Raw genomic sequence first — 25,497 nt, 5'->3', positions numbered from 1 at the left:
ACTTGGTGCGTATGACCTCAGCTTGGCAGGTGCGTGCCGGGAGAAACGGCGAACGCGACCACGAATCCCTCACCGAAGGCCTCACCATCGTCGGCTGGGGCGGCGTGCCGGATCTCAGCGACTTCGACAGCCGGGAATCACTGAAGGCCGGGCTCCGCGACTGCTATCCCCAGCGATCCAACTCCGTCCTCGGGAACTGGACCGGCCAGTTGTGGCGCTTCTACCATGAGATGGCTGAAGGCGACCTTGTCGTGATGCCGCTGAAGAACGTGCGGCGGTTCGCCATCGGGGAGATCACCGGACCGTACCGCTTCCGTGCCGACGCAGTGCCGGAATGCCGCCACGCCCGGCCGGTCCGCTGGCTCCGCACGGACATCGGCACCGCCGAGTTCAAGGCGGACCTGCGCAGCAGCCTCGGCTCGCTCCTGACAGTCTGCCGGCTGACCCGCCACGACGCCGCACATCGGATCGGGGAGATCGCGGCCGGGCGACCCGACCCCGGCTGGCAGCACGCTGCGGCGAACCTCGACCCGGACGCGACCCGAGCCGACCTCTGGGAAGCCGTCGAGACCGGGGACGCGCCCGTCAAACTCACCGTCCGGGAACTGCTGTCGAAATGGGGTTACCGGCGACGCACCGCAACCTCACTGGTGACCGTCCAGTCCGAGCTGGCCGACCGGGGACTTTCGACCCGGCCGCCGTTCACGACGGCCAGGATGGACACGGTCGTCGAGCTGGTCCCGGTCGCCGTCGAGCCGAACACGGCGGATCCGGAGCAGGATTCCCGGGAGGTCGAGGTGCCGGACGACCTGCCAACCAAGTGGATGGTGCGCGCGATCCTGCCCGACGAGCCGGCCATCGAATCCGTCACCGTCGGCAAGCCGCTCGCCGCCGCCGTGACCCTGATGCTGGCCAAGAACTACTCACAGCTGGCGGTGATCACGGAAGACGGCTACTACGCCGGAGCGGTCAGCTGGGAGTCCATCGGGAGGGCCCGCCTGGCGCACCCCGAGCCGACCTTGCAGGACGCCACTGTCCAGGTTCGGGTCATTGGCATCGACGAAGAACTGTTCGGCCAGATCGACGAGATCTACCGCCGCGGGTACGTCTTCGTCCAAGGAGAGGACCGCCGGACGCTCATCGGCGTCGTGACCGCGAACGACCTGGCTCTGCAGTTCGGCAAGCTCGCCCGGCCGTTCGCCCTGCTCGAAGAGGCCGAGCTGCGGCTTCGCCGGCACACCAAGCGGTGCCTGCCCGAGGACGTGCTGGAGAAAGCGGCACCGAAGTGGGCGAACGGCAACCCGACGTTCGGCAACTACGTGAGTCTCTTCGAGAAGCAGCACCACTTCGACATGCTGAACTGGCCGCTCGATCACGAGGCATTCCTCCAACTGCTCCGCGACGCGCGCCGGATCAGGAACGAGCTGATGCACTTCTCCGGCGACGAGATCCAGGACCAGGATCTCCCGGCCATCGAAGGGTTCTGCTCGACGATCAAAGCCGTCGACCAGATCGCGCACTGAACTCGTCAGGACGGCTTCGGCGCCTCCTCCGGTGTCTTCACCCGTTCCAGCAGCAGCTGGGCCACATCGCGGACGTCGACGTTCTCCGCCTTCTGCTCGCTCTGCCGCTGCACCAGCCCGTCGGTCAGCATCACCCGGCAGAACGGGCAGCCCGTCACGATCGTCTCGGCGTCCGTGGCGATCGCCTCGTCCACGCGCTCCAGGTTGATGCGCTTGCCGATCTGCTCTTCCATCCACATGCGGGCGCCGCCCGCGCCGCAGCAGAGGGCCCGGTCCGCGTGGCGGGGCATCTCCGTCAACGAGGCGCCCGCCGCGCCGACCAGCTCGCGCGGGGGTGTGTAGACCTTGTTGTGGCGGCCCAGGTAGCACGGGTCGTGGTAGGTCACGCGCGGGCCGTCCTCGACCGGCTTGACCGGGGTCAAGACGCCCGAGCGGACCAGGCGGTTCAGCAGCTGCGTGTGGTGGACCACCTCGTAGTGGCCGTCCAGGTCCGGGTACTCGCGGCTCAGGGTGTTGAGGCAGTGCGGGCACGTCGTGACGATCTTGCGCAGCCGGGGCTCGCGGCCCTCGAACACGGCGTTGAGCGTCTCCGCCGTCTGCTGGGCCATCATCTGGAACAGGAACTCGTTGCCCGCGCGGCGCGCCGGGTCACCGGTGCACGACTCCTCCTTGCCGAGGACCACGTACTTGACGCCGGCGATGTGCAGCAGCTCGGCCGTCGCGCGGACGGTCTTGCGGGCGTTGTCGTCGAACGCGCCCGCGCAGCCGACCCAGTAGACGTATTCGACGTCTTCGGCGAGCTCGCCGTCGAACACCGGGACGTCGAAGCCGAGGTCCTTCGTCCAGGCCAGGCGCTCGGAGTTGTTCTGGCCCCACGGGTTGCCCTTGGTCTCCAGGTTCTTGAACAGCCCGCCCAGCTCGGTCGGGAACGCCGACTCGATCATCACCTGGTAGCGGCGCATGTCGACGATGTGGTCGACGTGCTCGATGTCGACCGGGCACTGCTCGACGCACGCACCGCACGTGGTGCACGACCAGAGCACGTCCGGGTCGATGACGCCGCCGTCGGCCTCCGGGCCGACCAGCGGGCGCGCGTCCTCGTGCTCCTTGCCCGCGAGGATGTAGGGCGCCTCCTCGAACAGGTTGTCGCGCAGCCCCATGATGAGCAGCTTGGGCGACAACGGCTTCCCGGTGTTCCACGCCGGGCACTGCGACTGGCAGCGGCCGCACTCGGTGCACGTCGCGAAGTCGAGCATGCCCTTCCACGTGAAGTCGCCGATCTTGCCGCGGCCGAACGTGTCGTCCTCGCCCGGGTCCTCGAAGTCGATCGGCTTGCCGGCCGACTCCATCGGCAGCAGCGGGCCGAGGGCGTCCGGCAGCCGCTTCGCCGAGACGTTGATCGGCGCGACGAAGATGTGCAGGTGCTTGGAGTAGAGCACGATCGACAGGAACACCAGCATGACGCCGATGTGCAGCAGCAGCCCGACCGTTTCGAGCACCTCGGTCGTCGAGTGGCCCAGCGGTTCCAGGAGGTTCCCGACCCCGAGCGAGACGTACGCGCCGTTGTCGTAGGGGAAGTTGCCGGACGCCGAGGAGGCGCCGCGGAAGAAGAACATCGTCCAGACGACGTTGAAGATCATGAACAGGATCAGCCACGCGCCGCCGGTGTGCGAGCCGTAGAAGCGCGACGCGCGGTCCTTGCGCTCAGGGGCCTGCCGGATCCGGATCACGGTGAACACGCCCAGGGAGACGGCCACCATGACGGCGATGAAGTCCTGGAGGAAGCCGAGCACCGCCCAGTGGCCGATCCACGGGATCGCGAACCGCTCGTCGAACAACGCGCCGTACGCCTCGAGGTACACCGAAGCGAGGATCACGAAGCCCCAGAACGTGAAGAAGTGCGCCAGGCCGGGCACGGACCACTTCAGGAGCTTGCGCTGGCCGAACACTTCGCGCACCTGGGCGAAGAGGCGGGCCCCCAGCTCGTCCGACCGCTTGTGGTCGGGCTGGCCGGCCTTGATCAGCCGGTACAGGAAGGCCACTCGCTTGCCGGCGACGGCGAGGCCGACGACCGTCATGAGCAGGCCGAGGATGAGACGAACGAGCACGAGTCCTCCGGACGTACTGTGAAGGACCGGCTCAGTGCGAGCCGGTGTAGTACCGGCACGCCTTGCACGCGTACCGCATCTTCGCGACCCGCCAGTGTTTCCGGTACAGATCGAGGTCGGCCGACCGGCGGACGCCGAGGCGCTGGTAGCGCCCCGGACGGCGGCGGCCGGTTTCGTACTGCTCGGTCGCCCGGCCGAGGTGGGCGCGCCGCAGCACGCACCCCCGCGTCCGGCAGCGGCCGAGCGCGCCGCGGCAGAAGCGGTGCAGCAGCACCAGGTCGCCGCCGACTTCTTCGACGACGCCGTAGCCGGGGTGGTCGCCCAGCCCGGTGAGCCGCACCGGAAGCCCGCAGTACCCGCACTTGAGGGTGCAGGAGAGGCAGCCCGCGATGTGCCTGAGCCGCAGCTCGCGCCGGTCCTGTTCGCGCGGGTCTCCGGAACGGGGTCCTCGGACGCGCGACGCCATGGGGCCTCCTCCGGCGACTGTGATCGGCACCACTGACTACTGGAGGGTAATGAGGAGGTCACTTCACGCGACAGGACCAAACAGCCTAGTTACATTGCGCCGTTCGGCGTAAAAATCGAGGCAAGGATGACCTTACTGTCCGTATGGCGGACGCTGCTGTCGCGAAAATCGTACGTTCGGCCCTGCTGTCCCGGGCGTGGCCCCCGCCACAATCCGGGCATGACGTATCGCCCCGTCCCGTACCGGCCGGCCCGGCTCCCCGCCGCCGAAGCCGTCGCCGAGTCCGCCGCCCTGCGCCGCCGGATGGAAGCGCGGCGCTCGGTCCGGATGTTCTCCCCCGACCCGGTTCCCGAGTGCGCGGTGCTCGACGCGATCGCGGTGGCCTCGACGGCGCCGAGCGGGGCGCACCAGCAGCCGTGGACGTTCGTCCTCGTCACCGATCCCGCGGTGCGGCGGAGGATCCGCGAAGCGGCCGAAGCGGAGGAACGGGTCTCCTACGACGGCCGGCTCGGCGAGGAGTGGCTCGACGCGCTGCGGCCGCTGGGCACGGACGCGGTCAAGCCCCACCTGACCGACGCGCCCTACCTGATCGTCGTGTTCCAGCAACGGTTCGCGCTCTCCGCCGACGGCGGCGTCCGCAAGCACTACTACGTCGACGAGTCGGTCGGCATCGCGGTCGGCATGCTGCTGACGGCGTTGCAGGTGGCCGGGCTCGCCGCCCTGACGCACACGCCGTCGCCGATGCGGTTCCTCGGCGAGCTGCTGGGCCGGCCCCGCAACGAACGGGCGTTCGCGGTGGTCCCGGTGGGCTACCCGGCCGACGACTGCGTGGTGCCGGACCTGCGGCGCAAGGCGCTCGACGAGGTTCTCGTCAGGATTTGAGGCCGCCCGGCAGCTCGGCGAACAGCGGGCCCGACAACCGGTCCGCGCCGCGCTCCCGCCACCACTCGGCCTGCTCCCACGAGTCGACCCCGGCCACGCCGACCTCGGCGCCGGCGGCGTGCGCGGCCTCGATCAGGGCCACCAGCGAGCCCGTCACCAGCGGGTGCTCCCGGCGCGCCGCCAGCGAGGCCGCGACGCGCACGGCGCCGGCCGCGAGCTCGGTCAGGCAGGTGACGTCGGCGAAGTCGTGGATCTCCGCCACGACCCCGATTTCCGCCAGCACCTTGAGGTTGTCGGCCGCGTCGCCGGTGTCGGCGAGCAGAGACGCCGCCGGGAAGCCGGGCCGCAGGCGGTCCGGCGCCAGGCCGGTGGCCTCCAGCACACCGCGGATCTCGCCGACCAGCTCGGGATCCGAGGCCTGGTGCGGGGTCAGCTCGACGGTCAGCGGCAGGCAGACGTCCGCGGCCGCGAGGTGCTCGGCCGCCGTGCGCAGCAGCCACGCGCCCAGCGGCAGCGCCAGCCCGGTCTCCGCCGCGAGCCGCACGCACGTCTCGTGCGGCAGCACGCCTTCGGCCGGGTGGTTCCAGCGCATCCGCGCCTCGACGCCGTGGACCGAGCCGTCCGCCGCGGAGGTCAGCGGGCGGAAGCCGACCTCGATCTCGCCGGTCTCCCACGCGCCCGCCATCGCCGCGGCGAGGCCGAAGTCGTGCCGGTCGCGGCGGTCCAGCTCGCGGTCGAACAGGCCCCACTGGTTCCCGGCCCGCTGGACGCGCCGCAGCGTCAGGTCCGACGCGCGCAGCAGCTCGTCCGGCGCGACGTCGCGCGGTGGGCGGTGCACGACGCCGATGCTGGCCGAGACGGCGACGCCGCGGTGCCCGTCGACGTACTCCGGTTCGGCGAGCTCGTGGGTGATCCGGCGGACGAGCGTCACCACGTCCGGCGTGTTTTCCGCGTTCTGCACCAGCACGCCGAATTCGTCGCCGCCGAGGCGGGCGACGAGCGCCTTCTCGCCGTCGAAGACCGTCTTCAGCTTCGCCGCGACCCCGCGCAGCACCCGGTCGCCGAGCTCCTGGCCGAGCCCGCCGGTGATCTGCGAGAAGCCGTCGAGGTCCAGGTGGAACAGCGTGACGCCGCGAGACGCGTCCGCGTCGCGAAGGAGGTTTTCCAAGCGGGTGCCGAAGAACTGCCGGTTCGGCAGCCCCGTGAGCACGTCGTGCAGCGCCTGGTGGGACAGCCGCCGCTGCAGCAGCGAGACCTCGGTGTCGTCGTCGACGATCGTGATCAGCTGCCGGGGCGTGCCGACCGCGTCGCGGATCACGGACGCCGCGAACGTGGCCCACATCGGCTCGCCGTCGCTGCCGACCAGGCGGCGGCCGACGCGCAGCCGGTGCAGCCGGCCGGCGACCAGCTCCCGGTAGGCCTCGCGCAGCTGCTCGACCTCGTCCGGGTGCACCAGGTCGAACAGGGTCAGCGCGGCGATCTCGGCCGGCGTGCGGTTGAGCGTCTTGGCGAGTGCCGCGTTGGCCCGCAGCACCCGGCCGTCCAGCTCGGTGAGCGCGACACCGCTGGCCGAACCGGCGAAGACCTCCTCGAACTGCGCGCGCGTGATGACCTGCTTCGCCCGCGTCTCCTGCTCGACCTTCAGCAACGCGCGGCTCAGGCCCTCTTGGCGTTTCTGGATGTCCTCGCGCAGCATCTCGCCGTAGCCGGAGCTGAGCGCGCCGAGCACCAGCACCACCCGCTCGGCCAGGTCGTCGACCCGGCGCAGCTCCGGCTCGCGCAGCAGCGCCTTCCCGAGCACCTCCAGGCTGCGACGCAGGCTGTCGGCGCCGACGCAGCGCAGCTCGACCAGCCGCCCGCCCGCGGCGGCCGCGTCCTCGAGGCCCGGCGGGTCGCTCGCGACGGCCTCGAACAGCCGGCCCACCAGGACCGACAGCTCACGCTCGATTTCTTCGGGCGTGTGCGGCAGGTACGCGGTGGTGCTGATCAGGTAGCCCCACTTGCGCGCGAGGGTGCCGAGCCGTCGCGCCGCTCGTTCGGCGGACGGCTTCTTCCGCGGGACCTCACCACGGGGGTGGGGAGCAGTCACGTCAGCCTGTCCTGGGTTCTACGCAGACACTCCGGTTCGGGTAGCCGATATATCTTGGCGCGAATTCGTGTCCGGCGCACGAAACAGCATTCATCCAATCGAGTGATAACCCTGCGGAGCGATCTCGAGTTGATCCCGCAGCCACGACCGGGTGGCGTCACGGTATTCGCCGGCGTTCTCGTGCAACGCAACGGAATGACCCGCACCCGGAAGGACGTACATCGACAGTTTCGACGGATCGGCGTAATACGGCGCTTCCTGCGCGCGAAGGACGTTCGGGTCCGCGCAGTCACGCAGGGCGAGCAAACCGCAGAAAAGGACGTCCTTTTCCCCCACCACCTGGAAAACCGGTACGGTAATCCCCTTCGTCGCCGGCAAGACGATCCCGAACAGGGCCACCGTGCCCATACCGGGCACGGAGACCTGGTCCTTGGTGGCTTCGTCGGCGGCGATCACGCCCGGGTCGGCGTCCCCGGCCGCGTAGAACAGCCCGGCCCGCGCGCCCGGCCGCGTCGTGAAGTACAGCGGGTCGCTGCCGACCTGGCCGAGCTGGCCGTCGAGGAACGCGGGCTGCAGGCCCAAAGCCGCGCCGAGGGCCAGCACCGGCAGCGCGGGCAGGTGCGTGATGCCGGTCAGGACCACGCCGTCGACGTCGTGGTAGGTCGACGCCTCCACCGCGACGACCCCGGACCCGACCGAGTGCCCCACGATGACGACCTTCGCGAACGGCACCCCGCCGATGTGCCCGGCACGCAGGTGGCCGACGACCTCGTGCATCGACTCGGCCGCCGCCCAGACCGACAGCGGCAGGCTCAGCGGGTGGCTGCTCTGCCCGGCGCCGAGCTGGTCCGCGGCGAAGGTCGCGTAGCCGTGCGCGGCCATGTCGCGCTGGTAGGAGTAGCGCTCCGGCTCGTACGGCAGGTCCCAGTACGCGCTGTTGTACGTCCCGCCGTGCACGAGGAGCTGGACCGTGTCCGGGGCGTCGCCGCCGGGCAGGCACAGCCGGCCGTGGATCGTCGCGGGCGCGCCCGGCACCAGCGGAGGCAGGCCCGGGCCGCTGACCGGCAGATCCGTGTCGCTGCAGGAGATCGCGGCGGCCTCCGCGGGCATCGCGGCCGTCAGCGAAGCGAGCAGAACACCGCAGGCGAACAGGGCCGACGTCACCTTTACGGGCAGCTTCACGCCGCACTCCCTCTGAACTCGGACAGGTGAAGGAACTCCGGAACACTACACCCGGTAGCCGAACGGGTACCGTCAGGTCCAGGGCACCACGGTCATCGGCAGCCGGTTCGGCTGCATCGTCGCCTTCAGCTGGGCCCGGACCTTCTTGCCCGGCACGGGAACCAGCCGCCAGCGCGCCCCGATCGTGGCGGCGACGATGCCGATCTCCGTCGGCGCGAACACGTGCCCCGGGCACAGCCGGGCGCCCGCACCGAACGGGATGTACGCGCCCTTCGGCAACTCGGCCGTGTGCCCGGGCGTCCAGCGGTCCGGGTCGAACCGCTCGGGATCGGGGAACCAGCGCGGATCCCGGTGCAGCGTGTGCTGGCTGACCGCGACCTCGCTCCCCGCGGCGATCCTCACGCCGCCGAGTTCGACGTCTTCGCGGGCGCGGCGCATGAGGATCAGCGGCGGCGTGCGGCGGACGATCTCGTTGACGATCTGGTGCGTGTACACCAGGTCCGGCAGGTCCTCGAAGCGCGCGGGCCGGCCGCCGAGGACGTCGTCGACCTCCGCGTGGAACCGCCGTTCGACGTCCGGGTGCTGTCCGAGCTCGTGGAAGAACCAGGCCAGCGCGACGGCGGTGGTCTCGGCGCCGGTGGTGAGGATCGTGATGACCTCGTCGTGCACCTGCCGGTCGGACATGCCTTCGCCGGTGTCCTCGTCGCGGGCCAGCAGCAGCATCGACAGCAGGTCGCCGTGGTCGGCGCCCTGTTCCCGCGCGGTGACGACGGTTTCGCCGATGACGTCGCGCAACCGCGCGGCGGCCGCGTCGAACTTCCGGTTCGGCGGGATCGGCAGCTTCTCGACGAACTTCGGCGAGAACGCCCGGACCAGCACGTACTTCAGCATGATCGGGATCGAGCGCTGGATTTCGGCGAGCGCGTCTTCGCCCAGCGCGGTGGAGAAGAGCGTCTGGCCGGCGATGGTCAGCACGAGGTCCTGCATCCGCCGGTCGACCTGGACGACCTCGCCGGGCCGCCACGAGCTCGCCAGCCCGTCCGCCAGCTTCGTCATGGTGTGCTCGGCGTAGCCCGCGATCCGCGTGCGGCCGAAGGCGGGCATCACCAGCCGGCGCTGACGGCGGTTGAGCTCGCCGTTCGAGGTCGCGAGCCCGTCGCCGAACAGCGGGCGCATCTTGTCGAAGACCAGGCCCTTGTCGAACTTGTCGGCGTCGGTGGCCAGCACCTGCCACGCGAGCTCGGGCGTGGTGACCACGTGCACCGGCAGCGGCCCGAGCCGGAGTTCGACGACATCTCCGTGCGCCGGAAGGGAAGTGAAGAGCTTCAGCGGGTCGCGCAGGAGCGCCACCGAATGCCCGAGCACGGGCCGGCGGCCGGGCACGGGACGCGCGTCGGTCATGTCGCGTCACCCTAACGGGGCGGCCGGGCCGCCGAGCGCGAGTCCACACGAACGGAGGAGAGCGCTACACTCCGACACCTCGAAGCGAGGGTGGGAGGTCCCGTGACCGGGGAGCTGAGCTGGGTACCGCCGGAGATCGACACCGCGGTGCCGAACCCGGCGCGGGTGTACGACTTCTGGCTCGACGGCGACCACAACTTCGCCGCCGACCGGGCCCTCGGGGAGCAGATCCTCAAGATCATGCCGGGTGTGCGCGACGCGGCCCGCCTCAACCGCGCGTTCCTGCGCCGCGCGGCGAAGTTCATGGTGGACTCCGGCGTCCGCCAGTTCCTCGACGTCGGCTCCGGCATCCCGACCGTGGGGAACCTGCACGAGATCGTCCAGCAGGCCGACCCGTCGTGCCGCGTGGTCTACGTCGACCGCGAACCGGTGGCCGTGGCGCACAGCGAACTGCTGTTGCAGGACAACGCCGGCTGCGCAGTGCTGCAGGCTGATCTACGCGACGTGAACGACATCTTCGACGGCGCGGGCAAGCTGCTGGACCTCGACGAGCCGGTCGGCGTGTTCATGTTGCTGCTGCTGCACTTCGTGCCGGACTCGTGGGACCCGGTGGGCATCCTGGCCCGCTACCGCGACCGCCTGGCCCCGGGCAGCTTCCTGGCGGTCTCGCACGTCGCGGCCGACTCCGAGTCGGAGCGGCTCGACGAGGCGGTCGAGGTGTACAAGAGCAACCAGGACCAGCAGAACCAGCCGGTCCCCCGCACGCACGACGAGGTCCTCGCCTTCTTCGACGGCTTCGAGATGGTCGAGCCGGGTGTGGTCGGCTGCGCGATGTGGAAGCCCGAAGGCGTCGGCGACATGTCCGAGGACCCGGCGATCAACACCCTGCCCTACGCCGGGGTCGGCCGGAAACCCTAGTCACCGCACCAGGTTCACCGGCCCGTCGAACGCGAGGCAGACGTCGTGGCGGCCGGTCACGGTGGTCAGGCCGGCTGTCACCGACGTGGAGGCGTAGTGGTCCCCGGTGGACGGTACCGCGGCCGCGCCCAGGATCCGGCCGGTCGGCGAGTCCAGCCGGACGGTGACGTGCGCTGACTCCATTGTGGACACCGAGGCCGTGAACCGTGACGGTCCGGCCAAGGCAACATCGCGGTAGACGCGCCAGCTGCCGGAGGCGGCCGCCACCGACGTGCCCGCCGTCTTCGCCGTGTCCGTCAGCGTCGTCCCGGAGTAGGCTGAGGTCGCGCGGCGCCGGCCGCTCGCCCGGCACGGAAACCCGCTGCGCCGCGGAGAGGTCGGTGGCGTTGCGGCCCACCGCGAAGTCGTAGTCACCGGCCATCACCGCGGATCGGCCCAGCGAAGCGTTCCAGGCGGCCAGGTCGGCCACGGGCACCGAGAACCGCACGGTGCGCGTCTCGCGCGGCGCCAGTGTCACGCGCGAGAAGTCCCGCAGCCGCTGCACGCCGGACGCCTTCGAGTACAGCTGGACGACGTCGGTGCCGGAACGGGCGCCGGCGTTCGTCACGTCGACACTGACCTGAACCGCCGGACCGGCGAGCGAAGCACGGATCGCGCCGTAGTGGAAGCTCGTGTAGCCGAGCCCGTATCCGAAGGGGTACAACGGCTTCCCGCGGTGATACTGGTACGTCATGCCGGTCTTCGCGATGTCGTAGTCCAGGATGCTCGGCAACCCGGCGTCGGCGAGCGCGTGCCCGGTTTCCTGCCCCGCGTGGCTCGTCCAGTGATGAACGGCATGCTGCCGACCACGACCACCGCCGTGTCGGCACCCCGTGCCGCGGCGACCGCGTCGGAGACGCCGCCGCGCAGCATGTCGCGGCCGAACTTCGTCGCGTGGGCCGCGTCGGGCGCGGAGATCGTGAGGATCCCGTCGGCGCCGACGACGGCGTAGCGGTCCGGGCCGAACCACGGTTCGGTCACCTCGTTGCCCGCGTACTCGAGCACGGAGCTGCCGTCGGGCTGCGGGTCGAGCTTGAGCTGCTGCTGCGCGAACCAGCCGGTGGGCTGGTCGGCGTCGTTCACCAGGGCCCCGCCCGAATAGCTCGGGTACTTGCCGTTCGCCGCCGCGCGCAGGGTGTACCTGCCCGCGCCCCAGTCGAAGGACTCCGCCGGGCCCGCCGTGGTTCCGCCCGCGGTCACCTTGCCCGGCGCCGCGGGCGCGGTCAGGTACCGGCCGGTCGCGAGGTCGTTCAGCGCGATCCGGTCGACGCCTTCGGAGGACGTCACCGGGGCGCCGAGATGCCCGGCTTTGGCGTCACGCGGTAAGTCATCGCGCCGCTGTACCAGTCTTCGTACAGGGTGTCCGACAGCGGGCCGACGACGGCGACCTTCTTCTACGCGGTCGCGAGCCGCCCGGTGAGGTACGGGTCCTCCGAGTAGCCCTCTTCGTTGCGGCCCCAGCGCGGGTCGCGCAGCAGGTTCACCGGCGCCCAGAGGTTGAGGCCCCACAGCGCCGGGTTGCGCGCGCTGAACCCGCGCGCCTCCTCCCCGACGGCCGTGCCGACCCGCTTCACCAGCGCGGGGTCCCAGGTCGTGGCCAGGCCGACGGCCTGCGGGAACACCGTGCCGTCGGCCTTCACGACCGCGCCGTTGTCGTCGTGGTCGGTCGACCACGCGACGCCGTGCAGCGCTTCCGTCCCGGTTTTGAACACGCCGATGCCCAGCCGCGGGATGGCGGGCTCGTACTGGTGCAGCAGCGAGATCTTCTCGTCCGCCGTGAGCCGGGACAGCAGGTCGTCGATCCGCGTCGCGAGCGGCAGGGCCGGGTCGCGGAACGGCATCGGCGGTGCCGTCGGCGCGGGCGCCAGCAGGGTCGCGGTCAGCACGGGCACGAGGGCGCGGCGGAGCGGGAAGTGGCGCACGGACGGCCTCCCGAATTCGTCGAATCGCTTCGACAGCACGGCGTGGATAAACACGCCGGAGGTGAAGATGGTGACGACTATTACAGCCGCCCGAGTACCCGGTCAAGCCCGCGCTGGGAGCGCACCCAGTAACTCCGGGCCGTCCGGAAATCCGGCCGTTGAGCTGCGGGAAGTCGCGCCATCAGGGACGTTCGAAAGTTTCGACGGAGGTGGTGCTCGTCGAAGGGGAATCGAATATTCGCGGACGGTAAATCACGCTTGTGTTCCGGCCGTCCGTCACTTACCTTCGTGCCACCGTCGATGCGCTTCGACAACCTCTGCTCGCACCGTCCCCAGGAGGCCGCCCGTGGTCACGATCAACGACGTCGCCACGGCGGCGGGCGTGGCACCGAGCACGGTGTCCTACGTGATCAGTGGCAAGCGCTCGATCTCGCCGAAGACCCGCCGGCTGGTCGAGGAGAGTATCCGCAAGCTCGGGTACCACCCGCACGCCGGGGCCCGGGCCCTCGCCAGCAGCAAGACGAACGTGCTGGCCCTCGTCGTGCCGCTGCGCACGGACCTCAACGTCGCCGTCGTGATGGAGTTCGTCGCCTCGGCGGTCACCGCGGCCCGCGCGCACGACCACGACCTGCTCCTGCTCACGAAGGACGAAGGACCCGCCGCGCTGCAGCGGGTGGCGTCGTCGGCGATCGCCGACGCGCTGATGGTGATGGACGTCGAAGCCGCCGACCCGCGGGTGCCGATGCTCATCGCGCTCGACCGGCCGGTGGTGCTCATCGGCGTGCCCGACCACCCGGCCGGGCTGAGCTGCGTGGACCTGGACTTCACCGCCGCCGGTTCGGCGTGCGTCGCGCACCTGGCCGAGCTCGGCCACCGCTCGATCGCGCTGATCGGCCCCTCCCCCGCCGTCTACCGGCGCGGCACGAGCTACGCGACCCGGTTCCTGCGCGGGTTCGACGATGCCGCGAAGAGCCACGACGTCCGCGCGACCAACCGGCCGTGCGCCCACTCCTACGAAGCGGTGAGCGCCTGCCTCGACGAGCTGCTCGCCGCAGACCCGGATCTGACGGGCCTGGTCGTGCACAACGAGGCCGTCCTGCCCGGGCTGCTCTCCGACCTGCGCCACCGCGGCCTGCGGGTGCCCGAGGACATCTCCGTCGTCGCGGTCTGCCCGGACACCATGGCCGAGCAGCACCCGGTCGCGCTGACCACCGTCGCGATCCCGGCCGAGGAGGTCGGGGCCCAGGCCGTCGAGATGACCGTGCGCCGGCTCGCCGGCCACACCACCCCGGAGGTCCGGCTGCTCGGGCCCCGCCTCACCCGGCGCGCCAGCACCGCCGCGCCGCGCGCCTGACCGGTTCTGCTCCAGCGCCGAAGGAGGATCACCATGTCCCTACCCCGTCGCGCCCTCGTCCTGGCCGCGAGCGCCGCGCTCGCCGCCGCCTGCAGCCCCAGCCCCGCCACCCCGCCGGTCGGCTCGGGTGCCGCGCCCGCGTCGTCCATCACCGAGCTCGACTACTACGCCGACGAGCAGGGTTCCGCGGCGTGGCAGAAGATCCTCGACGCCTGCGCGTCGCAGACCGGCATCAAGGTCGAGCGGCAGACCGTGCCGACCGCGCAGATGCTGCCGAAGGTGCTGCAGGGCGCGAGCTCGAAAACGCTGCCCGACCTGCTCTTCACCGACAACCCGACGCTGCAGCAGGTCGCCGCCACCGGCGCGCTGACTCCCCTCGACGGCTACGGCATCACCACCGAGGGGTACTTCGACAGCATCGTGAAGGCCGGGACCTACCAGGGCAAGGTGTACGGCGTCGCCCCCGGCGTCAACGGCCTCGCGCTGATCTACAATAAGGACCTCCTGGCCGCGGCCGGGGTCCAGCCACCCCGGACGTGGGACGAGCTGAAGGCCGCCGCGGCGAAGCTCACCAAGGACGGCAAGTACGGCCTCGCGTTCTCGGCGATCCCGTCCGAAGAGGGCACCTGGCAGTTCCTCCCGTTCTTCTGGAGCACCGGCGCGGAACTGTCGCAAGTGGACTCCGCGCAGGCCGTGAAAGCGCTTCGATTCGTCACGGACCTCGTGAACTCCGGCTCGGCGTCCAAGTCCGTGGTGACCTGGAACCAGAACGACGTCGCGGACCAGTTCGTCGCGGGCAACGCGGCGATGATGGTCAACGGGTCGTGGAACCTGGCCCGGCTCGACGAGCAGAAGTCGCTGCACTACGGCGTCGTGCCGATCCCGGTGCCGCAGGCGGGCGCGAAGCCGGTGGTCGCGCTCGGCGGCGAGGTCGGGACCGTGCCCGTCACCAGCGGGCCGGCGCAGCAGGCCGCCGGGAAGGTGCTCTCCTGCATCCTGTCCGAGCCGACGATGCTGCAGTGGAGCAAGGCGCACGCCTACGTCCCGTCGAAGACGGCCGCGGCCACGAAGTTCGGCGCCGAGCAGCCGGCGATGCAGGCGTTCGTCGACGAGGTCGGCTCGGCCCGCTCCCGCACCGCCGAACTCGGCGAGAAGTACCCGAAGGTCTCGCAGGCGCTGGCCGACGCGATCCAGGCGGCGCTGACCGGGAAGCAGCCGGCCGACCAGGCCCTGAAGGCGGCCCAGCAAGCGAGCGGGTCGTGACGCTGGCCGCCCCGGCCGTCGCGGCCCCACCCCGCGCCGGCCGGAAACCCCAGCGGGACAACCGGTTCGCCGCCTGGCTGTTCCTGCTGCCCGCGCTGGCCTACCTCGCGGTGTTCTTCGGCTATCCCCTGGCCGCGAACGTCGTGATGAGCACCCAGAACTACACGGTCAAGTCGTTCTACACCGGCGAAGCGCCCTTCGTCGGCTTCGCCAACTACTCGGCCGTCTTCGACAACCCCCTGTTCTCGACGGCCGCGCTCACCACCGTCCTGTTCACCGCCGGGTCGCTCGTCTTCCAGTTCGGCCTCGGCTTGGCGCTCGCGGTGTTCTTCAGCGGCCGGTTCCCCGGCAGCTCCCTGCTGCGCTCGCTGCTCCTGCTGCCGTGGCTGCTGCCGCTGGTGGTGAGCGGCGCGGTCTGGCGGTGGATGTTCGACCAGGACCACGGCGTGCTGAACGCGGCCCTGCGCCTGTTGGGCCTCGACGCGGTGCCGTGGCTGAGCAGCACGAGCTGGGCGCTGCCCGCGGTGATCCTCACCAACGTCTGGATCGGCATCCCGTTCAACCTCGTCATCCTGCACGGCGGGCTGCGCGCGATCCCGGCGACGCTCTACGAAGCCGCGTCGCTGGACGGCGCGGGCGCGTGGCAGCGGTTCCGGCACATCACCTGGCCGCTGCTGCGGCCGGTCACCGGGATCGTGCTCATGCTCGGGCTGGTCTACACGATCAAGGTGTTCGACGTCATCATGGTCGTCACCGGCGGCGGGCCGGCCAACGCGACCCAGACGCTCACCACGTGGTCCTACCGGCTGTCGTTCCAGGACTTCGCGTTCGGCCAGGGCGCGGCGGTCGGCAACGTCCTCATCGTCGTCGCGACGGTGTTCGGGCTGCTCTACCTGCGTTCGGCGAAGGCGACGCTGGCCGAGGCGGCGTCGTGAAGGCCCGGACGGTCTTCGGCGTCCTGATCGTCGCGGTCCTGCTGTTCCCGCTGTACTGGATGGTCAACGCGTCGCTGCAGCCCAGCGGCGCGCTCCTGCGCCCGGACCCGGCGTTCTTCCCGGTCGGCGGCACCCTGGACGGCTACCGGAAGGCGTTGTCCTCCCAAGGCCCGCACCTGCTCTCCAGCGTCGTCGTCGCGCTCGGCACGGTGGTCGTGTCGCTGGCGATCGCCGCGCCCGCGTCCTACGCGCTGGCGCAGCTCAAGGTCCGCGGCGGCCCGGTGCTGGTGTTCGTGCTGCTCATCGTGCAGATGATCCCGGGCATCGTGATGGCCAACGCGCTCTACACCGTGTTCGGCAACCTCGGCCTGATCGACAACTACCTCGGGCTGGTCCTCGCCGACTCGACCGCGACCATCCCGTTCGCCGTGCTCCTGTTGCGCGCGTTCATGATCTCCGTGCCGCGAGAGCTGACCGAAGCGTCCCGGGTGGACGGTGCCGGGCACTGGCGGACGTTCTTCTCGATCGTCCTCCCGGTCAGCCGCAACGCGCTCGTGACGGCCGGGCTGTTCGCGTTCCTGTTCGCCTGGGCGGACTTCCTGTTCGCCGTCACCCTCACCACCGGGCAGTCGTTCGAACCCGTCACGGTGGGCATCTACCGATTCGTCGGCAACCAGTCCGCCGACTGGAACGGGATCATGGCCACCGCCGTCCTCGCCGCGATCCCCGCGGCCGTCCTGCTCGTCGTCGCCCAGCGGTACGTCGTCGCCGGGCTGACCAGCGGCGCCGTCAAAGACTAAGGAGACCGCGTGATCGCCACGACCGAAGACGGCCGCTCGCTCGAAGTGACCGTGCGGCACGAGGTGCTGCGCGTCGAGCCGTGGGGCGACGGCAGCCTGCGCGTGCGCGCGGGACGGCACCGGATCCTCGACGACGTCCCGGGGGCCCTGCTGCCCGCGAAGCCCTCGGCGGCGACGGCGTCGGCCGAAGGCCGCACCGGCCGGGTGGTCAACGGCGCGCTCACCGTCGTCGTCGAGATCGCCGACACCGACACGGGCATCGACGCGCAGCTGACGTTCGTCCGGACCGACACCGGCGAGGAGCTGCTGTCCGAGCAGCGCGCGCACTTCTGGTGGCCCGGCGCGCGGCTGTTCATGCCTTCGCGCAACGGCTACGGCCGGCTCGAACAGCGGTTCACCGCCTACGACGACGAGCGGTTCTACGGCCTCGGCCAGCACACGCACGGCCGGCTCGACCAGAAGGGCCTGGTCCTCGACCTGGTACAGCGCAACGCCGAGGTGTCGGTGCCGTTCCTGCTCTCCAGCCGCGGCTACGGGTTCCTCTGGAACAACCCCGCGGTCGGCCGGGTCGAGCTGGCCGCCAACGGCACCCGCTGGGTCGCCGACGACGCGCGTCAGCTCGACTATTGGGTCACCACCGGCGACGGCCCGCGCGAGATCCTCGGCCACTACGCCGACGCGACGGGGTACGCCCCGATGTTGCCGGAGTGGGCGGCCGGGTTCTGGCAGTCGAAGCTGCGGTACCGCACCCAAGACGAGCTGCTCGCGGTCGCCCGCGAGTACCACGCGCGCGGGCTGCCGCTGTCGGTGATCGTCGCGGACTTCTTCCACTGGACGCACCTCGGCGACTGGCGGTTCGACCCCGCCGAATGGCCGGACCCGGCGGCGCTGGTGCGGGAGCTGGACGAGCTGGGCGTCAAGCTGATGGTGTCGGTGTGGCCGTCGGTGAGCCCGCTGTCGTCGAACTACCGCGAGCTGCACGAGCGGGGCCTGCTGGTCGCCGCCGAGAGCGGCGTCCCGGCCCACGCGCCGTGGCGGGACAAGGGCTTCGACGTCGAGATGCCCGTCGCGTTCTACGACCCGACGAACCCCGCCGCACGGCAGTTCGTCTGGGCGAAGGTCAAGGAGAACTACTACGACCTGGGCGTCCGCGCGTGGTGGCTCGACGGCGACGAGCCGGAGATCCAGCCCGGCCACCCGCACAACCTCGGCTTCCACGCCGGCCCGGGCGCGGAGGTGGTCAACCTCTACCCCCAGGCCAACGCCCAGACGTTCCACGACGGCATCCGCGCCGAAGGCGACGACGAAGTGGTGCTGCTTTCGCGCTCGGCGTGGGCCGGGAGCCAGCGGTACGGCGCGGCGCTCTGGTCGGGCGACATCCCGGCGACGTGGGCGTCGCTGCGGGCGCAGGTCCGGGCCGGGCTGAACGTGGCGGTGGCCGGGATCCCCTGGTGGACCACGGACATCGGCGGCTTCCACGGCGGCGATCCGGACTCGCCGGAGTTCCGGGAGCTGCTGGTCCGGTGGTTCCAGTACGGCGTGTTCTGCCCGCTGTTCCGCCTGCACGGCTTCCGCGACCCGCGGCCGCCGTTCGGGCCGTCGATGACGGGCGGGCCCAACGAAGTCTGGTCCTTCGGGGCGTCCGCGTACGCCGCGATTTCGGCCTCCCTGCGGCTGCGGGAGCGGCTGCGGCCGTACCTGATGACCCAGATGCGGGTGGCGCACGAGCAGGGCGTGCCCCCGATGCGGCCGCTGTTCGTCGACTTCCCCGCGGACGCCGGGGCGTGGGAGGTCTCCGACCAGTTCCTGCTCGGGCCGGACCTGCTGGTGGCGCCGGTGCTCGCGCCGGGGGTCACTGCCCGCCGCGTCCACCTGCCCTCCGGTGCCGTGTGGACGGACGCGGTGACCGGCTCGCGCCACGAAGGCGGAACGTGGGTCGACGCGCCCGCCCCAGCCGAGCGGATCCCGGTGTTCCTCCGTGACGGCGCGAATCTGCCGATCACCGCTCCGGAATGAGATCGGCCCACTCGCCTGGCGCAAGCGGCCGCGAAGGGCCGAGCGCCCAGCCCGGCGGCCAAGGGCGCACCGCGTAGACGTCCGTACGGGCTTCAGCAGGAGTCCCCACAGCTCGGCCTGCCACGCTCGCCGGTCGTTCCACCGGCAGCCGAGCTGCTGCACATGAGCGCGAGGGCCGGGAACGGCGTGAAGGGGACATGCCGGGGTTGTCGCGTCCGGGCGCACCGCGGCGACGCTGAATTAAAGTGGACCTGTGAGTCCAAAGCTGACCCCGAAGGGCGCCGCGACGCGGCAGCGGATCATCGAAGGCGCGGCGGCCCGGATCCGCGAGCACGGCGTGGCCGTCACGACGCTCGACGACGTCCGGGCGCGCACCGGCACCAGCAAGAGCCAGCTGTTCCACTACTTCCCCGAAGGCAAGGAAGAGCTCCTGCTGGCGGTGGCGCGGTTCGAGGCGACCCAGGTGATGGCGGCCCAGCAGCCGCAGCTGGGCGAGCTGAACTCGTGGGCGGCTTGGCGGCGCTGGCGGGACACGGTCGTCTCGCACTACCGCGAGCGCGGGCAGTACTGCCCGCTCAACGTCCTGATTTCCCAGCTGGGGCGCGCGACGCCGGGTGCGCAGGCCGTGGTGACGGAGCTCTTGCGCAGCTGGCAGAACGAGCTCGAAGCCGGGATCCGCCGGCTGCAGGACAAGGGCGAGGTGAGCCCCGGACTGGACGCCGGACGCACAGCGGCCGCCCTGCTGGCGGGTCTGCAGGGCGGCGTGGTGGTGATGCTCTCGACGGGCGGCATCGAGCACCTCGAAGCGGCGCTCGACGTCGGGATCGAGAACCTGCGGGCGAGCGGGAGCCGGCGCTGAGCCCGGCTCCCGCTCCCGAAGTCAGGCGTTCTTGATCGCGGAGATCTCGAACTCGAGGGTGACCTTGTCGCTGACCAGCACGCCGCCGGTCTCGAGCGCGGCGTTCCAGGTCACGCCGTAGTCCTTGCGGTTGATCACGGTCGAGCCCTCGAAGCCGATCCGGTCGTTGCCGAACGGGTCCTTGGCCGAGCCCTCGAACTCGAACGGGATGGTGATCGAGCGGGTGACGTCCTTGATCGTCAGGTCGCCGGTCACGTCGAAGCTCGTCTCGCCGGTCTGCTTGATCTCGGTCGAGGTGAAGGTGATCTGCGGGTACTCGTCCATCGACAGGAAGTCGTTGCTCTTCAGGTGACCGTCGCGGTCGGCGTTGCGGGTGTCGATGCTGTTGGCCTGGATGGTCACCTGAGCGGACGACTTCTCCGGCGCCTCGCCGTCGATCTTGGCGGTGCCGGTGAACTCGTTGAAGCTGCCGCGCACCTTGGTCACCATGGCGTGCCGGGCGACGAACCCGATCCGCGAGTGGGCGGCGTCCAGGGTGTACTCACCGGTCAGCTGGGGGTAGGTGGTCGCGCTGGTCATGGCTCTACGTCATCTCCTCGTGGTGGCGCCCCCAAGTAATTGAGGGTTCAACGACACTGTACTCACTTTCACTGGTTGCGCAAGCAAGCTTTCGCTAGACTCGCCTGTATGGGTGAACGGTACGCGCTTGATCGCGACGAGGCTCCGTTCTGGCGAGCGCTGATGCGCGTCACGACCGCGCTGCCGCGCGCGCTCGAGGACCAGTTCCTGGCCGAGACGGGCCTGGGGATCACCGACTACGGGGTGCTCGTCGCGCTGTCCGAGGCGCCGGACAACCTGCTGCGCATCTCGGCGCTGGCGGCGACGACCGGGCTGTCCCTGAGCCGGATCAGCCGGGTCGTCGACGACCTCACCCGTCGCGGCCTGGTCGAGAAGCGCAAGTGCCCCGAAGACGGCCGCGCGTCCAACGCCGTGCTGACCGCCGCGGGATTGGCCAGACTGGAGGCGGCCTACCCGGGCCACCTCGCCCGTGCGCGGGCTTCGGTGTTCGACCACCTGAGCACCGAAGACATCCGCACGGCCGGGCCGGTGCTGGCCAAGCTGGCCGCGGCGCTGGACGCCACTCCCCCGACCGACGACTGCTGAGGACGCCGATGAGCGACAAGGGCGAATACGAGCGCGACCTGAACTACATCCCGGACCGCATCACCGCCGACGGCCGCGACGGCTGGCCGGTCGAGCCGGGCCGGTACCGGCTGATCGTGGCGCGGGCCTGCCCGTGGGCGAACCGCGCGGTGATCGTCCGGCGGCTGCTCGGCCTGGAGCCGGTGCTGTCGATGGGCATCGCCGGGCCGGTGCACGACGAGCGGAGCTGGAGCTTCGACCTCGACCCGGACGGCCGTGACCCGGTGCTGGGCATCGAGCGGCTTCAGGAGGCGTTCTTCAAGCGCGACCCGGAGTACCCGCGCGGCATCACGGTGCCGGCGTTCGTCGACGTCCCCAGCGGGAAGGTCGTCACCAACGACTTCGCGCAGATGACGCTGGACATGTCCACCGAGTGGACGGCCTACCACCGCGAGGGCGCGCCCGAGCTGTACCCGGAGAAGCTGCGCGACGAGATCGACGACGTCGCGCAGAAGGTGTTCACCGACGTCAACAACGCGGTGTACCAGTGCGGCTTCGCACGCTCACAGGAAGCGTACGAGCACTCCTACCGGAAGCTGTTCGCGCGCTTGGACTGGCTTTCGGAGCGGCTCGCGGACCAGCGGTACCTCGTCGGCGACACGATCACCGAGGCCGACGTCCGGCTGTTCACCACGCTCGTCCGCTTCGACGCGGTCTACCACGGCCACTTCAAGTGCAACCGGCAGAAGCTCACCGAGCTGCCGGTGCTGTGGGCCTACACGCGCGACCTGTTCCAGACGCCCGGGTTCGGCGACACGATCGACTTCCCGCAGATCAAGGAGCACTACTACGTGGTGCACAAGAACGTGAACCCGACGGGGATCGTGCCGCTGGGACCGGACGTTTCGGGCTGGCTGACCCCGCACCACCGGGAGGAGCTGGGCGGCCGCCCGTTCGGCGACGGCACCCCGCCGGGCCCGCCGCCCGCCGAAGAGCGGGTGCCCGCGCTGTAGGTTCTTGGCTACGGTGATCGCCATGGACCGCCTGCGCGATCGCCGAATCCTGGTCACCGGTGCCGGTTCCGGCATCGGCCGGGCCACCACCCTGCGCCTGCTGGACGAAGGGGCGCGCGTCGTCGCGACCGACGTCTCGGAAGCGGGCCTCGAGGACACCCAGGCGGCCGCCGGTCCCCCGGGCCTGGTTTCGTTCGCCATGGACGTGGCCGACGAGGAGTCCGTGGCGGCCGGAGTGGCCTCGGCGGCCGAGGTCCTCGGCGGGCTCGACGTGGTGGTCAACGCGGCGGGGATCCTGCTGGCGTCGCACACGCACGAGACGTCGCTGGAGTTGTGGAACCGGGTGCTGGCGGTCAACCTGACGGGCACGTTCCTGGTGACGCGCGCGGCGCTGCCGGCCCTGCTCGCCTCCGAGAACGGCGTGGTGGTCAACTTCAGCTCGACGTCGGCGTCGTTCGCCCACCCGTACATGGCGGCCTACTGCGCGAGCAAGGGCGGCATCCAGGCGTTCACGCACTCGCTGGCGCTGGAGTACAGCAAGCAGGGCCTGCGCGCGGTGAGCATCGCGCCGGGCAGCGTGAAGAGCGGCATCACGGACTCGGCGCTGAGCTGGCTGCCGCAGGACATCGACGTCTCGCTGTTCGGCCGCCTGCTGCCGATCCTGCCGACCGACCACACGACGGAGGTCGGCAACCCGGTGGCCGGCCCGGAGACGGTGGCGGGCGTGGTGGCGATGCTGGCCTCCGACGACGGCAAGTTCATCACCGGCACGGAAATCCGCATCGACGGCGGCACGCACACCTAGTTCGGGACCACGGCACCGTCGAGCAACGGCCGCAGCTCGGTGACCACCGTGTCCAGTGGTGCGACGTCCTGGTGGGCCCGCGCCAGGACGATCGCGCCTTCCAACGCGCTCAGCATGAGCACCGCCAACGACATGCTCCGCGCAGCCGGCACGCCCAGCTCCTCCAGTGTCGAAGCCACCGGACGCTGCCAGCCCTCGAAAGCCTTGCCGACCGCTTCACGCAGGCTCTCGCTCGTCGCCGCCGTGTCCGCGACCGTCGCCACCAGGGGGCAGCCCGCGTCGAAACCCTGCGCCGTGAACTCGTCGCGCCACTGCGCGGCCATCGCCTCGAACAGCTTCCCCGGCGTCGGGTCCTCGAGCTTCGCCGCCATCCGCGCGACACGGCGGGCCGCGTAGTCCCCGGCCCACGCCACCGCTTCGGCGATCAGCTGGTCCTTACCGCCCGGGAAGTAGTGCTGCAGGGACCCCCGCGGGGCTTCGGCGTGCGCGACCACGTCCCGCATGCCGGTCGCCCCGACACCGTGGATCCGCACCAGCTGCGCGGCGCTCAGCACCATCCGCTCGCGCGGCGTCCGGGTCATCGGCTGCCTCCTTCATGACGTCCGTCATGGTAGCCCAGTCGGGGACGACCAGCGCGAAGTCGCGCTCGCCGCGTTCGTACGCCGGGACCGGCCGGAACCCCTGGCGCCGCAGCAGCGCTTCGGCGCCGGTGTTGCCGGCGCGCACGGTGGCGCGGACCGTCCAGCCCGGGAACCGGCCCGACGCCCACAGCCACCGCGTCAGCGCACTGCCGATCCCCTGCCGCTGCCAGGGATCGGCGACGAGGATGCCGATCTCGGCTTCCCCCGGAGCCGGGGCGGCGAAGTTGAGCAACCCCACGGGCACGCCGTTCCGGGTGGCCAGCAGGGCGGGCGATCCGGCGAGCAGGAACCGCTCGTAGCGCCGGAAGATCTCGCCCGGCTCGGCCGGGCCGCCCATCAGGAACCGCAGCCGGAGGCTCTCCGGCGAGCAGGCCGCGACCAGCGCGGCGACGCACTCCCGGTCGGCCGGGCGGGCACCCAGCTCCCGGATTTCTATGACAGCTGTCATGACTCCCATGACAGCACAGTGCGACGCGAAGCACACTATGACGGCTGTCATAGATCGCGGGCACGGCAAGAGGCGGAGCGTGGTATCGAGGGCTGGATCTGGGAGAACGTCCCGGAGGCCGGAGGGAGGAAAACCACTCCCCTCCATGTCTAACGTATAGCGCACCCCCGGGCTTGCGGCAAGACCCCCGTGATGCCGCACAATTCTCGGCCGTAGCCACTACCTGCGCAAACGCGGGTGATTCAAGGGGGTCTTCTTGTTCGACGTGATCATCGCCGGTGGCGGTCCGACGGGCGTGATGCTGGCGGCCGAGCTGCGGCTGCACGGCGTGGGCGTGCTCGTGCTGGAACGGGACGCGGAGCCGACGAAGGTCGTCCGCGCGCTCGGGCTGCACGCGCGCAGCATCGAGGTCATGGACCAGCGGGGGCTGCTGGAGCGGTTCCTGGAGCTGGGCACGAAGTACCCGGTCGGGGGTTTCTTCGCCGGGATTCCGAAGCCGTCGCCCGAGCGGCTCGACACCGCGCACGGGTACACCCTCGGCATCCACCAGCCCGTCATCGACCGGCTGCTGACCGAGCACGCGGTCGAGGCCGGCGCCGAAATCCGGCGCGGTGGCGAGGTGACCGGGCTGAGCCAGGACGACGAGGGCGTCACGGTCGAACTGGCCGACGGCACGACCGAGCGGGCCCGGTTCCTCGTCGGCTGCGACGGCGGCCGCAGCACCGTGCGGAAGCTGCTCGGCGTCGGCTTCCCCGGCGAGCCCAGCCGGATCGAGTCGCTGCTGGGCGAGGTGGAGGTGACCGCCTCGCGGGAGGAGATCGAGGCCGCGAACATCGAGGTCCGCAAGACCCAGAAGCGGTTCGGCTTCATGCCGCTGCCCGACGGCACCTACCGCGTCGGCGTGCCCGCCGAGGGCGTCGCCGAGGACCGGCGGACCGCGCCGACCCTCGACGAGGTCAAGGTGCAGTTGCGGAAGGTCGCGGGCACCGACTTCGGCGTGCACTCGCCGCGCTGGCTGTCGCGCTTCGGCGACGCCACCCGGCAGGCCGAGCGGTACCGGGCCGGCCGCGTGCTGCTCGCCGGGGACGCGGCGCACATCCACCCGCCCACCGGCGGGCAGGGGCTCAACCTCGGCGTCCAGGACGCGTTCAACCTCGGCTGGAAGCTGGCGGCCGAGGTCACCGGCTGGGCACCGGAGGGCCTGCTGGACACCTACGAAGCCGAACGCCACCCGGTGGCCGAGGACGTCCTGAACAACACCCGGGCGCAGATGCAGCTGATGCAGGTGGAGCCCGGCCCGCGGGCCACCCGGCGGCTCATCGCCGAGCTGATGGAGTTCGACGAGGTCAACCGCTACCTGACCGAGAAGATCATCGCGATCGGGATCCGCTACGACTTCGGCGAGGGCCACCCGCTGCTGGGCCGCCGGCTGCGGGACGTCGAGCTGAAGCAGGGCCGGCTCTACGGGCTGATGCACGCGGGCCGCGGGCTGCTGCTCGACCAGACCGGCTCGCTTTCGGCCGCGGGCTGGGAGGACCGCGTCGACCACGTCGTCGACGTCAGCGAGGAACTGGACGTGCCGGCGGCATTGCTGCGGCCCGACGGCCACGTCGTGTGGACCGGCGAGGACGCGGCGGGGCTGCCGGGCGCGCTGCGGAAGTGGTTCGGGGCACCCACTGCCTGAGGAAAC

General features: G+C 70.9%; 25 protein-coding genes and 1 pseudogene. 14 read left to right on the top strand and 12 right to left on the bottom strand.

The features are described 5' to 3' along the window. Positions 1–29 precede the first annotated feature (29 nt). On the top strand, positions 30–1,523 hold the full coding sequence (locus tag ACWEN0_RS28640) for a CBS domain-containing protein (RefSeq protein WP_451980045.1): 1,494 nt from the start codon (positions 30–32) through the stop codon (positions 1,521–1,523). Between the two features lie 5 nt (positions 1,524–1,528). Here the strand turns inward: ACWEN0_RS28640 and ACWEN0_RS28635 are convergent, their stop codons facing one another. Both ACWEN0_RS28635 and ACWEN0_RS28630 read right to left on the bottom strand, forming a co-directional pair. Further along, the gene (locus tag ACWEN0_RS28635) at positions 1,529–3,631 is read right to left on the bottom strand and encodes a (Fe-S)-binding protein (RefSeq protein WP_451980042.1); all 2,103 of its coding nucleotides are present in this window, start codon (positions 3,629–3,631) and stop codon (positions 1,529–1,531) included. Positions 3,632–3,662: 31 nt separating this feature from the next. Further along, the gene (locus ACWEN0_RS28630; protein ID WP_451980039.1) at positions 3,663–4,097 is read right to left on the bottom strand and encodes a hypothetical protein; all 435 of its coding nucleotides are present in this window, start codon (positions 4,095–4,097) and stop codon (positions 3,663–3,665) included. 219 nt (positions 4,098–4,316) lie between these two features. Between ACWEN0_RS28630 and ACWEN0_RS28625 the strand changes: the two genes are divergently transcribed. Next, the gene (locus ACWEN0_RS28625; protein ID WP_451980036.1) at positions 4,317–4,979 is read left to right on the top strand and encodes a nitroreductase family protein; all 663 of its coding nucleotides are present in this window, start codon (positions 4,317–4,319) and stop codon (positions 4,977–4,979) included. Here the strand turns inward: ACWEN0_RS28625 and ACWEN0_RS28620 are convergent. From ACWEN0_RS28620 to ACWEN0_RS28610, 3 genes are all read right to left on the bottom strand, one after another. Then, complete coding sequence (locus ACWEN0_RS28620; RefSeq protein ID WP_451980033.1) at positions 4,969–7,068, bottom strand: putative bifunctional diguanylate cyclase/phosphodiesterase; 2,100 nt, start codon at positions 7,066–7,068, stop codon at positions 4,969–4,971. The two genes, ACWEN0_RS28625 and ACWEN0_RS28620, sit on opposite strands and share 11 nt — an antisense overlap. A gap of 90 nt (positions 7,069–7,158) precedes the next feature. Further along, a complete protein-coding gene (locus ACWEN0_RS28615) occupies positions 7,159–8,250 on the bottom strand; it encodes an alpha/beta hydrolase (RefSeq protein WP_451980030.1) in 1,092 nt (363 codons plus the stop codon). 72 nt (positions 8,251–8,322) lie between these two features. Continuing rightward, the gene (locus tag ACWEN0_RS28610; RefSeq protein ID WP_451980026.1) at positions 8,323–9,651 is read right to left on the bottom strand and encodes a cytochrome P450; all 1,329 of its coding nucleotides are present in this window, start codon (positions 9,649–9,651) and stop codon (positions 8,323–8,325) included. 102 nt (positions 9,652–9,753) lie between these two features. Between ACWEN0_RS28610 and ACWEN0_RS28605 the strand changes: the two genes are divergently transcribed. Next, on the top strand, positions 9,754–10,569 hold the full coding sequence (locus ACWEN0_RS28605) for an SAM-dependent methyltransferase (RefSeq protein WP_451980023.1): 816 nt from the start codon (positions 9,754–9,756) through the stop codon (positions 10,567–10,569). Here ACWEN0_RS28605 and ACWEN0_RS28600 read toward each other — a convergent pair whose 3' ends face one another. Both ACWEN0_RS28600 and ACWEN0_RS28595 read right to left on the bottom strand, forming a co-directional pair. Then, complete coding sequence (locus ACWEN0_RS28600; protein ID WP_451980021.1) at positions 10,570–10,983, bottom strand: carbohydrate-binding protein; 414 nt, start codon at positions 10,981–10,983, stop codon at positions 10,570–10,572. A gap of 31 nt (positions 10,984–11,014) precedes the next feature. After that, positions 11,015–11,086, bottom strand: a pseudogene (locus tag ACWEN0_RS28595) (hypothetical protein); the annotation flags it as partial. Here ACWEN0_RS28595 and ACWEN0_RS28590 point away from each other — a divergent pair. Then, a complete protein-coding gene (locus ACWEN0_RS28590; RefSeq protein WP_451980018.1) occupies positions 11,058–11,192 on the top strand; it encodes a hypothetical protein in 135 nt (44 codons plus the stop codon). The pseudogene ACWEN0_RS28595 and the gene ACWEN0_RS28590 overlap by 29 nt on opposite strands. Positions 11,193–11,298: 106 nt before the next feature. On the opposite strand, the gene ACWEN0_RS28585 is transcribed toward ACWEN0_RS28590, so the two are convergent. Together ACWEN0_RS28585 and ACWEN0_RS28580 are read right to left on the bottom strand one after the other, a co-directional pair. After that, complete coding sequence (locus tag ACWEN0_RS28585) at positions 11,299–11,895, bottom strand: hypothetical protein (RefSeq protein ID WP_451980015.1); 597 nt, start codon at positions 11,893–11,895, stop codon at positions 11,299–11,301. A gap of 107 nt (positions 11,896–12,002) precedes the next feature. Continuing rightward, complete coding sequence (locus ACWEN0_RS28580; RefSeq protein WP_451980012.1) at positions 12,003–12,530, bottom strand: glycoside hydrolase family 3 N-terminal domain-containing protein; 528 nt, start codon at positions 12,528–12,530, stop codon at positions 12,003–12,005. A gap of 346 nt (positions 12,531–12,876) precedes the next feature. Between ACWEN0_RS28580 and ACWEN0_RS28575 the strand changes: the two genes are divergently transcribed. From ACWEN0_RS28575 to ACWEN0_RS28550, 6 genes are all read left to right on the top strand, one after another. Then, on the top strand, positions 12,877–13,884 hold the full coding sequence (locus ACWEN0_RS28575) for a LacI family DNA-binding transcriptional regulator (protein ID WP_451980009.1): 1,008 nt from the start codon (positions 12,877–12,879) through the stop codon (positions 13,882–13,884). A gap of 33 nt (positions 13,885–13,917) precedes the next feature. Further along, positions 13,918–15,147 carry a sugar ABC transporter substrate-binding protein gene (locus ACWEN0_RS28570; protein WP_451980006.1) on the top strand — a complete coding sequence of 410 codons (1,230 nt, stop codon included), beginning with the start codon at positions 13,918–13,920 and terminating at the stop codon, positions 15,145–15,147. Continuing rightward, positions 15,144–16,082, top strand: a complete 939-nt coding sequence (locus ACWEN0_RS28565) for a carbohydrate ABC transporter permease (RefSeq protein WP_451980002.1) — start codon at positions 15,144–15,146, stop codon at positions 16,080–16,082. Before ACWEN0_RS28570 ends, ACWEN0_RS28565 begins: the two co-directional genes overlap by 4 nt. Continuing rightward, positions 16,079–16,882: a carbohydrate ABC transporter permease gene (locus ACWEN0_RS28560; protein ID WP_451979999.1), complete on the top strand. Its 804-nt coding sequence runs from the start codon at positions 16,079–16,081 to the stop codon at positions 16,880–16,882. The genes ACWEN0_RS28565 and ACWEN0_RS28560 overlap by 4 nt, the downstream gene beginning before the upstream one ends. Positions 16,883–16,891: 9 nt before the next feature. Continuing rightward, positions 16,892–18,898 carry a TIM-barrel domain-containing protein gene (locus ACWEN0_RS28555; protein ID WP_451979996.1) on the top strand — a complete coding sequence of 669 codons (2,007 nt, stop codon included), beginning with the start codon at positions 16,892–16,894 and terminating at the stop codon, positions 18,896–18,898. A 253-nt stretch (positions 18,899–19,151) separates the two neighbouring features. After that, positions 19,152–19,757 (top strand): TetR/AcrR family transcriptional regulator, encoded by a 606-nt coding sequence (locus ACWEN0_RS28550; RefSeq protein WP_451979993.1) that lies wholly within the window; start codon positions 19,152–19,154, stop codon positions 19,755–19,757. Positions 19,758–19,778: 21 nt separating this feature from the next. Here the strand turns inward: ACWEN0_RS28550 and ACWEN0_RS28545 are convergent, their stop codons facing one another. Further along, positions 19,779–20,336 (bottom strand): YceI family protein, encoded by a 558-nt coding sequence (locus tag ACWEN0_RS28545; RefSeq protein WP_451979991.1) that lies wholly within the window; start codon positions 20,334–20,336, stop codon positions 19,779–19,781. Positions 20,337–20,444: 108 nt separating this feature from the next. Between ACWEN0_RS28545 and ACWEN0_RS28540 the strand changes: the two genes are divergently transcribed. Genes ACWEN0_RS28540 through ACWEN0_RS28530 form a run of 3 tightly spaced genes read left to right on the top strand, consistent with a single transcriptional unit; the run spans position 20,445 to position 22,718 of the window. Continuing rightward, entirely contained in the window at positions 20,445–20,921 is a 477-nt protein-coding gene (locus ACWEN0_RS28540; RefSeq protein WP_451979988.1) for a MarR family winged helix-turn-helix transcriptional regulator, read from the top strand. 8 nt (positions 20,922–20,929) lie between these two features. Next, the gene (locus ACWEN0_RS28535) at positions 20,930–21,913 is read left to right on the top strand and encodes a glutathione S-transferase family protein (RefSeq protein ID WP_451979985.1); all 984 of its coding nucleotides are present in this window, start codon (positions 20,930–20,932) and stop codon (positions 21,911–21,913) included. Positions 21,914–21,935: 22 nt separating this feature from the next. Continuing rightward, the gene (locus ACWEN0_RS28530) at positions 21,936–22,718 is read left to right on the top strand and encodes an SDR family NAD(P)-dependent oxidoreductase (RefSeq protein ID WP_451979982.1); all 783 of its coding nucleotides are present in this window, start codon (positions 21,936–21,938) and stop codon (positions 22,716–22,718) included. Here the strand turns inward: ACWEN0_RS28530 and ACWEN0_RS28525 are convergent. Continuing rightward, the gene (locus tag ACWEN0_RS28525; RefSeq protein ID WP_451979979.1) at positions 22,715–23,221 is read right to left on the bottom strand and encodes an LmrA/YxaF family transcription factor; all 507 of its coding nucleotides are present in this window, start codon (positions 23,219–23,221) and stop codon (positions 22,715–22,717) included. The genes ACWEN0_RS28530 and ACWEN0_RS28525 overlap by 4 nt on opposite strands. Further along, positions 23,154–23,807, bottom strand: a complete 654-nt coding sequence (locus ACWEN0_RS28520; RefSeq protein ID WP_451979976.1) for an N-acetyltransferase family protein — start codon at positions 23,805–23,807, stop codon at positions 23,154–23,156. The genes ACWEN0_RS28525 and ACWEN0_RS28520 overlap by 68 nt, the downstream gene beginning before the upstream one ends. A gap of 256 nt (positions 23,808–24,063) precedes the next feature. Between ACWEN0_RS28520 and rox the strand changes: the two genes are divergently transcribed. Further along, entirely contained in the window at positions 24,064–25,491 is a 1,428-nt protein-coding gene (rox, locus tag ACWEN0_RS28515) for a rifampin monooxygenase (protein WP_451979973.1), read from the top strand. The last annotated feature ends 6 nt before the right edge of the window (positions 25,492–25,497 follow it).

It is taken from the genome of Amycolatopsis sp. NPDC004378 (assembly GCF_053602455.1).
This window is presented reverse-complemented; position numbering and strand designations above follow the sequence as displayed.